This window comes from Haemophilus sputorum HK 2154 (assembly GCF_000287615.1).
Taxonomy (GTDB): domain Bacteria; phylum Pseudomonadota; class Gammaproteobacteria; order Enterobacterales; family Pasteurellaceae; genus Haemophilus_A; species Haemophilus_A sputorum.
The window spans coordinates 53512-62069 of the sequence record NZ_ALJP01000004.1; the positions used below are offsets into that span (position 1 = coordinate 53512).

General features: G+C 40.1%; 6 protein-coding genes and 1 rRNA gene. 3 read left to right on the forward strand and 4 right to left on the reverse strand.

What is annotated here, in order from left to right; translation table 11 throughout:
* Window positions 1–6: 6 nt before the first annotated feature.
* Window positions 7–1242, forward strand: coding sequence for a tetratricopeptide repeat protein (locus HMPREF1128_RS01170; protein ID WP_007523364.1), 1236 nt, complete (start codon window positions 7–9; stop codon window positions 1240–1242).
* 58 nt (window positions 1243–1300) lie between these two features.
* Here the strand turns inward: HMPREF1128_RS01170 and ligA are convergent, their stop codons facing one another.
* Together ligA and zipA are read right to left on the reverse strand one after the other, a co-directional pair.
* Window positions 1301–3328 carry an NAD-dependent DNA ligase LigA gene (gene ligA, locus HMPREF1128_RS01175; RefSeq protein WP_007523337.1) on the reverse strand — a complete coding sequence of 676 codons (2028 nt, stop codon included), beginning with the start codon at window positions 3326–3328 and terminating at the stop codon, window positions 1301–1303.
* Between the two features lie 63 nt (window positions 3329–3391).
* The gene (gene zipA, locus HMPREF1128_RS01180; protein ID WP_007523392.1) at window positions 3392–4291 is read right to left on the reverse strand and encodes a cell division protein ZipA; all 900 of its coding nucleotides are present in this window, start codon (window positions 4289–4291) and stop codon (window positions 3392–3394) included.
* A 109-nt stretch (window positions 4292–4400) separates the two neighbouring features.
* Here zipA and cysZ point away from each other — a divergent pair, with 109 nt between their 5' ends.
* Window positions 4401–5273: a sulfate transporter CysZ gene (gene cysZ / locus HMPREF1128_RS01185; protein ID WP_007523317.1), complete on the forward strand. Its 873-nt coding sequence runs from the start codon at window positions 4401–4403 to the stop codon at window positions 5271–5273.
* Window positions 5274–5313: 40 nt separating this feature from the next.
* On the opposite strand, the gene HMPREF1128_RS01190 is transcribed toward cysZ, so the two are convergent.
* Both HMPREF1128_RS01190 and HMPREF1128_RS01195 read right to left on the reverse strand, forming a co-directional pair.
* On the reverse strand, window positions 5314–6162 hold the full coding sequence (locus HMPREF1128_RS01190) for a DNA ligase (RefSeq protein ID WP_007523362.1): 849 nt from the start codon (window positions 6160–6162) through the stop codon (window positions 5314–5316).
* A 109-nt stretch (window positions 6163–6271) separates the two neighbouring features.
* Window positions 6272–7108 carry a DUF5718 family protein gene (locus tag HMPREF1128_RS01195; RefSeq protein WP_007523324.1) on the reverse strand — a complete coding sequence of 279 codons (837 nt, stop codon included), beginning with the start codon at window positions 7106–7108 and terminating at the stop codon, window positions 6272–6274.
* A gap of 432 nt (window positions 7109–7540) precedes the next feature.
* On the opposite strand from HMPREF1128_RS01195, the gene HMPREF1128_RS01200 reads away from it, so the two are divergent.
* A 16S ribosomal RNA gene (locus tag HMPREF1128_RS01200) occupies window positions 7541–8558 on the forward strand; the annotation flags it as partial.

Genomic DNA, 8558 nt, shown 5'->3' on the forward strand with positions numbered 1-8558 from the left:
TTTCTTATGAAGGATATTGAAATTCAAAATACACTTGAAAAAAATTATGTTTCTTTAATTAAAGAACAAGATTATGAGGGGGCATTAAAGCTAGCAGAAACACTATGCCTTCTTGATCCCCAGAATCCTGAGTATTCACATAAAATTGCATATGTTTATCTTCAGCAATTAAAGTGGGAAGATGCTATTAATGCTGAATTAGAAACATTAAAGTTAAATGATAGTTATATTCCAGCCTTAGATTTACTTGCTCATGCCTATGGCGGTATATCGAATTGGGAACGAGCAGGTTTTTATGGACACCTTTCTTTAACGCTCAAGGATAAGGCAATACCTGTACCTGACCAGGAAATGATACCAGCTTCTTGCCCTAAAGGCAGTAAACGTATTATTTCTTTTTCATTATTTGGGAATAATTCAAAATATGTGGAACCAGCCATATTAAATACGCAAGTTTCCCCAATTTTATTTCCAGGCTGGATCTGCCGTTTTTATGTGGATGACTCGGTTTCAGAGACAGCTATTCAAAGACTAAAAAATAATGGCGCTGAAGTCATCAATATTAGTGAGCCGTTAGATAAATGGCCTGGCCCAATGTGGCGTTTTATTGCTATCAATGATCCGGAAGCGGAATATGTTATTTTTCGTGATGCGGATTCGGTGATTTCCCATCGAGAAGCTATGGCTGTTGCAGAATGGATAGAAAGTGGCCGAGCATTTCATACTATGCGTGATTCTGGTTCTCATACAGCGTTGATTCTTGCAGGAATGTGGGGAGCAAAAGCAGGAGCTGTACCAGATATGCAACAGAGAATTCAACGTTTTATTGATAGAGGATACGATTCTAGCCATTTTGCAGATCAAGATTTCCTTGCAGAAGAATTATGGGGATATATTCGCCAAGATTTGTTAGCGCATGATAGAGTATTTAATTTCTGTAATCCTAAACCTTTTCCAGGTCATTTTGAACCAAGCTATCAAATTGCACATTGTGAGGGGGCTTCTGTATTTAATGCAGAAACTTCTTATAAAGATCGAAGTAAGATCAGATGGACACTATATTCTCAAGTTTCACCTTTAGTAAATCCTGATTATTCATTTATTCGTGTGCCTGAGTTTAAAGTGTGTAGTTATGAAGATAGGGTTAAGAATGGAAGCTTCAATGCTTCAATTCCAAGACGTTATGGATTTGCGTTTTCTCAGGGATTAGCAAGAATTGATATTGAACAAATTATAGACTAACTGTAAACATATAGAACAAGTGAAATATCTGATTTCCTTGTTCTATATGTTTTAATGATTAAGCTTTAATTAAATTCACAAAATCTTGCTCACTTAATACTGTAATGCCTAATTCTTGCGCTTTAGTCAGTTTTGAGCCAGCCTTTTCTCCTGCAATGAGATAATCTGTTTTGCTAGAAACTGAACCAGAAACTTTGCAGCCTAAGCTTTGTAATAAGGCTTTGGCTTCATCACGGGTAAGTTGAGTCAGTGTGCCTGTTAATACCACGTTTTTATTTTTGAGTGGATTATCTGCAATTTCAACTTGTACCACATCCTGCCAGTGAACGCCTTGCTTGATTAGATCTTCAACAACCTCAACATTATGCGGTTCTTGCCAGAAGCGGAAAATATGATTTGCGACAACTTCACCAACATCTTGCACTTGAATCAGCGTTTCAAGATTTGCTTCTCGAATGGCTGCTAAAGTACCAAAATGATTAGCTAAGTTCAGTGCAGTTGCTTCTCCCACTTCGCGAATTCCTAATGCATAAAGAAAGCGTGCGAGGGTGGTGCTTTTTGATTTTTCTATGCTATTAAGTGCATTTTGGGCCGATTTTTCTCCCATACGTTCTAAGCGCATTAGACTAGTTAAATCAAGCTTGAAGAGATCTGCTGGGGTATGAATAAGCTCTCTCGCCATCAACTGTTCAATTAGTTTTTCGCCTACGCCATCGATATCCATCGCTTTACGTGAAACAAAGTGTTTAAGGGCTTCTTTGCGTTGCGCAGCGCAGAATAATCCTCCTGTACAGCGCGCAACAGCTTCACCTTCAATCCGAATAACAGCGGACTGACAAACTGGACAAGCGGTCGGAAAATGAATTTTTTTTGCATTTTCTGGACGGCGTTCTTTCACTACCCCGATAATTTGTGGAATAACATCTCCCGCACGGCGAATAATGACGGTATCACCAATTACCACGCCTAAACGCTCAATTTCATCACCGTTGTGTAATGTGGCATTGCTAACCGTGACTCCTGCAACAAAAACAGGCTCTAATTTTGCTACAGGTGTAATGGCGCCAGTGCGTCCAACTTGGAATTCTACATCGTTAAGCACCGTCATTTCTTCTTGTGCAGGGAATTTATATGCAATTGCCCAGCGTGGTGAACGAGATATAAAACCAAGTTGTTCTTGCAAGGCAATATCATTGACTTTCAGCACAGTACCATCAATATCATAGCCTAAATTTGGACGCTTACTTTGGATTTCAGCATAAAACTTAAGCAACTCTTCACGTCCTGTTGCTAAACGAATTTCTCCATTTACTGGGATACCAATGCTTTTTAACCATTGAAGACGATCATAATGGGTAGAAGGCAGTTCATCATCAGATTCATAAATACCAATACTATACGCATTGAGCTCTAATGGGCGTTGGCGTGTCACTTTTGGATCTAATTGACGTAAAGAACCAGCTGCGGCATTACGAGGGTTTGCAAAGGTTTTTTCTCCTTTTTCAAGAGCACGTTCGTTTAAAATATTAAAACCTTTCTGTGGCATGAAAACTTCGCCACGTACTTCTAAACGTGCAGGAGGATTTTCCAAATTAAGCTTAAGCGGAATGTTGCGAATAGTACGAATATTCGCCGTAATATCTTCGCCTGTTGTGCCATCACCACGAGTTGCTGCTTGCACTAATGAACCATTCTCATAGAGAATGCTGACGGCCAAGCCATCTAGCTTGGGCTCACAACAGAACATTATTTTTTCCGGATCTTGTGCAATCAGGTTTTCAATACGGCGTAAGAAGCTATCAAGTTCTTCATCTGAAAAAGCGTTGTCTAGAGAGAGCATTGGTAATTCATGCGTAATTTGTGCAAAGCCTTCTAGTGGTTTGGCACCAACTCGTTGTGTTGGAGAGTCTGGCGTAATCCATTCTGGATGTTGCCATTCAAGATTTTTCAGTTCATTCATTAGCCGATCGTATTCGGCATCTGGTACGAGTGGATTATCTAAAACATGGTAATGATATTCGTATTTGCGTAAGGTTTGGCGAAGGGTTTCTAAGTCGCTAAAATCTACTTTTTTTGAAGCTGTCATAGTTAAAATTCCGATAAAAAAGACCGCTTGCAAGCGGTCTAATTTGAAAACACTTTTGCAAAATTATTGCACGCATTTCAAGTAAGCATGGCGCGCATTTTCATCAAAAAGATTTTGATGTTCGTCTAATACAAAACCACCTAATAATTGTGCTAAGCCTTCGGCTGCGCTAATCATTGATTTCATTTTTGCAATATCAGAAGGCAGATGCATAAACATAACAAGCCCTACAGTCATAAAACGATCGAGTTTATTTAGATCAAAAGTCCCTGGTGCAGTCATATTCGCAACGCTAAACATAATTGGACTGTTAATGTCATCTGCGTGTTGGTGACGATGGAAAATATTATATTCGCCATATTGGAAACCTAGTGTTTCTAGGTGTTGTACGATGTAGTGGCCGAAGAATTGTTGCCCTTCAGGTGCAACCACAAAGAGGCTAGCGATACCATTTTCTGCTACACGATATTCAGGCGCTTGTTCAGCAATTGGTTGCATTTCTGGTGCCGTTTCAGGTTGCGAAGCAGGTGTAATACTTTCTGGTATGCTTTGTTCAAAAGTTGGCTGCATCGTTGTTGCATGCGTAGAGTGGTATTGCGTTGGCTGAGATTGCATTTGCGGTTGTGCCTCAGTTTGGCCAGGAATGTTAATTTTAATGGCACTTACCGCATTTTCTACTTCTTCTTGAGGATAGCTTTCTTGCTGATAGTTTTGTTGTGTATAGTATTGATCAGTAGCTGGCGCTGGTTCATTCTGTGCAACTGGCTGGTACTGATTATTGATATTAAGGCTTGCTGGAATATCACCAATTGGATCTTGCTTGATCGGTTGCGCTGGTGGGCGTGTTGAAAAAGTATTGGAAAAAACACGCGATTTCTCACGGCGTGCCGACCAAACACTAAAGCCGAGCAAAATTGCAATTAAAATGCCGGCTAAAATAAAGAAAAGAATATGAAGCTCCATAATGTCCTCTTACGAATCTCTACAAAAATTTAATCTTCGTTATTTGCGAAAAAAACGTACATAGCTTACCATATTTTCATTCAAAATTTAGATAATTTAAGGATCTTTAATGTCTTCGGCTTTTTCTAAAACACAAAATCAGATTGGAATGGGCTTCCATTATTTTGTGCATGGCTGGCAGTTATTGTGCCAACGTCAGTTTTTGCCGTTTGTAATTTTTCCTGTTCTAATCAATATGATCTTAATGATTGGGTTAGTTTGGGTATTTTTTGCTAACGTTGGCGATTGGCTAAATCTGTTGCTGCCTTCTTGGTTAGAGTGGTTAAGCGTAGTATTAGTACCGCTGATTTTTGTACTGTTATTGATGGGCTTTTATTTTGCATTCACTACCATGGCAAACTTTGTTGCAGCGCCATTTAATGCCCTTTTAGCTGAGAAAGTGGAACTGCAATTAACTGGTGAAAGTTTAGGCGAAATGAGCTTTCAAGAGGTAATCAAAGATGTGCCGCGTATGCTCAAACGAGAATGGTTAAAAATGCTATATAGTCTTCCTCGTTTAATTGCCATATTTCTTTTAGGCTTTGTGCCATTATTAGGGCAAACCGTTGCACCGATTATTGCTTTTATTTTTAGTGCTTGGATGATCGCTATTCAATATTGCGACTATCCATTTGATAATCACAAAATTGCGTTTTCTCGTATGCGCAATGCGCTTGCTCAGAATAAATGGATGAATTACAGTTTTGGTACGTTAGTCACGCTATTTACGATGATTCCTTTTCTGAATTTAGTTGTGATGCCCGTTGCCGTTTGTGGTGCAACAGCAATGTGGGTTGCAGAGTATCGAAACTTCTTTTTAAATAATCCAACCGATGAGTTTACTGGTGCAGATTATACTTTCTCAAAAGCGAAAGGAAGTGCTGTTAGTCCTCATGTGAAGGGGCGAGAGGTTCGCCAAAGCAGCAACGATATTCGTTCTTAATTTTCAACAAGCGGTGGAGTTTTGCGCATTTTTTGCAAATTTATTCAGAAATCTGACCGCTTGTTATTTTCTCTTCTCTTATTCTGACAAAGGTCGCAAACCGAGGTTTACCTTGATTGGTTAATCCACGATATTGATAAGTGATGACTGCTCCAATCGGTGGCGGATTTTCTCTTTCTTTATCTTTAAAACCTGAACCAATACGAAAACGTCCACGCTGGTTTTCACAGCTAATCGCGCCCAGTTTATCTGCATATTTTCCTTTCCCTATATGATGTGCAATTACCGTACATTCTTCATCATGGACAGGTTTCAATTTAAGAATTTGAGCTGAACGACCATGAATATAGCCCGCTTGCGGGTTACGCATTACAATTCCTTCGCCTTGTTGAGTTAATATAGATTGATAAAACTGTTGTAAGTGTTGCGTATTTTGAATCGGAATTTGCGGAATAATTTGAATATGTGTGGCTGGATTAGCCATTAAGTATTGTTCTAAACTGGCTAGTCGTTCAAATAAATTTCCTTGCGCATTTGGCACATCAAAAACGTACAATTTTAGTTTATACCATCCTTTAGGCTCAGCCGAGCGGACAATGCTAGAAATTTCTTCAAATTTTCCTCGCTCACTAAAAAGCTCGCCATCAATTGCAAAAGGTGGAAAATGTTGGAGAAAATAATCAGGGGGATTGAAAGGATTCCCTTGACGGCTGATAAGTTGCTTACCATCCCAGTAGGCACGAACACCATCAAGCTTCTCACTCATCACCCAGCCGGAAATATCCTGATTTTTGTATTCTTGTAAAAGCATTAAATCAGGTGCTTTGGCAATCGTGATAAGCGGTATAAAAAGAAGAGAAAAAAGAAAATGAAACGACCATTTAAACATAGTGCCTCCAAATGGAAGCACTATAAAAGAAGTCATCACGAAAATCAGATTACATCACGAAATTTTCGAATGAGATCGCAAAAATCATCAGAAAATTGACCGCTTGTGACTAAACCACTTTTTGAACTAAAGCTGAGATCCCCACTTCAGAAAACACTTCTTTCTCTGCCATTTCAACAATTTGGTCGTGGGTATATTTCATTGCATCATATACAACCACAATACTGGTATCACCAACTTGTAAGAAATTGGTTTCACCAAATGGAGTATAACGGGTTGCCCCAATACTAATAATTGCATGAGCAGGTTGATGAGATTGCTTAATCAACTCTGCAATATGATTCATCGGACCTTGATCAGGTTGATGATTCATTTTATCAATAATCCAATTTAATAATTTTTGATGAAAATAACTATAACTTGCTGCAGGGCTATCTTCGCCATAAGTATTAAGTACGCCATTGCGTTTATGGAAGCAAGCAATATGATAATTATCTAATACGCCACCTTGCTCAAATTTATCTAAAGCAATCTGTGTGGCAGAAATTCCTTTAGAATTTTCTCCCCAGTTTTTCTTTTCACAAATTTTACGTGCATTCGGACGGCGAATAGAGCAGTCATTATAAGCGGCAAAATGGGTTGGTTTGAGTTCGCGAACTTGTCCATCTTGATAATGAATTTCACAAATAAGAGCGACTTCAGGTTCTATTTGCAAATTATCTGCATCTTGAGGGAAGGCGATGGTATCGTGAGATAAAGGATAAGTAGAAAGAAATTGTTCAGTTGAAGAAAGTGTTTCACTTGGAACATAGAAAGGGAAGATAGCTTTGGGCTGAATTGCTTCTTCAGTTTTGACTTGTAGAAAGTCAGCAGCTTCACCTGCTTGTTCTAGATGACCTGCAAAATTGCCTGCCACGCCTAATCCAATGAAATTTTTAGGAATCATAAATTACCTCAAGTAGTTTTAAACGATAGCTGCTACTTTAATAGTTATAGTTTAGAAAAACAATCCGAAAGCATCATTAAAGGAAAGTGATGAAGAAAATAGCAAAAAATGATAGCAATTTAATCGAGGCGTTTAGAAAATCAACAAATGGTAAAAAAATTAAGATTTTTTGCAAAAAAGACTTGCAAGGATTTGAGATTTCTCTATAATGCACCCCACACAACGACGCGCTGTTGTGAATCTTTAGAAAAAGCAGTGCGTCGTTTATTTTTGTTCTTTAACAACATATCAGACAATCTGTGTGGGCACTTGTTGATTGACTTGATTTAAAAATATTTTTTAATTTTGAAGTCTTAATAGGTGCTAACTAGAAATTCATTATACTTTTTAAGTAGTGACATTTTATGTCAGCAGTATTGAGCGATTGAACTTGAATTGAAGAGTTTGATCATGGCTCAGATTGAACGCTGGCGGCAGGCTTAACACATGCAAGTCGAACGGTAACAGGAAGAAAGCTTGCTTTCTTTGCTGACGAGTGGCGGACGGGTGAGTAATGCTTGGGAATCTGGCTTATGGAGGGGGATAACTACGGGAAACTGTAGCTAATACCGCGTAATATCGAGAGATTAAAGGGTGGGACCGCAAGGCCACCTGCCATGAGATGAGCCCAAGTGGGATTAGGTAGTTGGTGAGGTAAAGGCTCACCAAGCCGACGATCTCTAGCTGGTCTGAGAGGATGACCAGCCACACTGGAACTGAGACACGGTCCAGACTCCTACGGGAGGCAGCAGTGGGGAATATTGCACAATGGGGGGAACCCTGATGCAGCCATGCCGCGTGAATGAAGAAGGCCTTCGGGTTGTAAAGTTCTTTCGGTAGCGAGGAAGGCATTTAGTTTAATAGACTAGATGATTGACGTTAACTACAGAAGAAGCACCGGCTAACTCCGTGCCAGCAGCCGCGGTAATACGGGGGGTGCGAGCGTTAATCGGAATAACTGGGCGTAAAGGGCACGCAGGCGGTGACTTAAGTGAGATGTGAAAGCCCCGGGCTTAACCTGGGAATTGCATTTCATACTGGGTCGCTAGAGTACTTTAGGGAGGGGTAGAATTCCACGTGTAGCGGTGAAATGCGTAGAGATGTGGAGGAATACCGAAGGCGAAGGCAGCCCCTTGGGAATGTACTGACGCTCATGTGCGAAAGCGTGGGGAGCAAACAGGATTAGATACCCTGGTAGTCCACGCTGTAAACGATGTCGATTTGGGGGTTGGGCTTTAAGCTTGGCGCCCGTAGCTAACGTGATAAATCGACCGCCTGGGGAGTACGGCCGCAAGGTTAAAACTCAAATGAATTGACGGGGGCCCGCACAAGCGGTGGAGCATGTGGTTTAATTCGATGCAACGCGAAGAACCTTACCTACTCTTGACATCCAGAGAACTTTCCAGAGATG

Coding starts and splice junctions, on each gene's coding strand:
- ligA (WP_007523337.1), bottom strand. CDS start 3,328: ATGACAGCTTCAAAAAAAGTAGATTTTAGCGACTTAGAAACCCTTCGC.
- HMPREF1128_RS01190 (WP_007523362.1), bottom strand. CDS start 6,162: ATGTTTAAATGGTCGTTTCATTTTCTTTTTTCTCTTCTTTTTATACCG.
- HMPREF1128_RS01170 (WP_007523364.1), top strand. CDS start 7: ATGAAGGATATTGAAATTCAAAATACACTTGAAAAAAATTATGTTTCT.
- cysZ (WP_007523317.1), top strand. CDS start 4,401: ATGTCTTCGGCTTTTTCTAAAACACAAAATCAGATTGGAATGGGCTTC.
- zipA (WP_007523392.1), bottom strand. CDS start 4,291: ATGGAGCTTCATATTCTTTTCTTTATTTTAGCCGGCATTTTAATTGCA.
- HMPREF1128_RS01195 (WP_007523324.1), bottom strand. CDS start 7,108: ATGATTCCTAAAAATTTCATTGGATTAGGCGTGGCAGGCAATTTTGCA.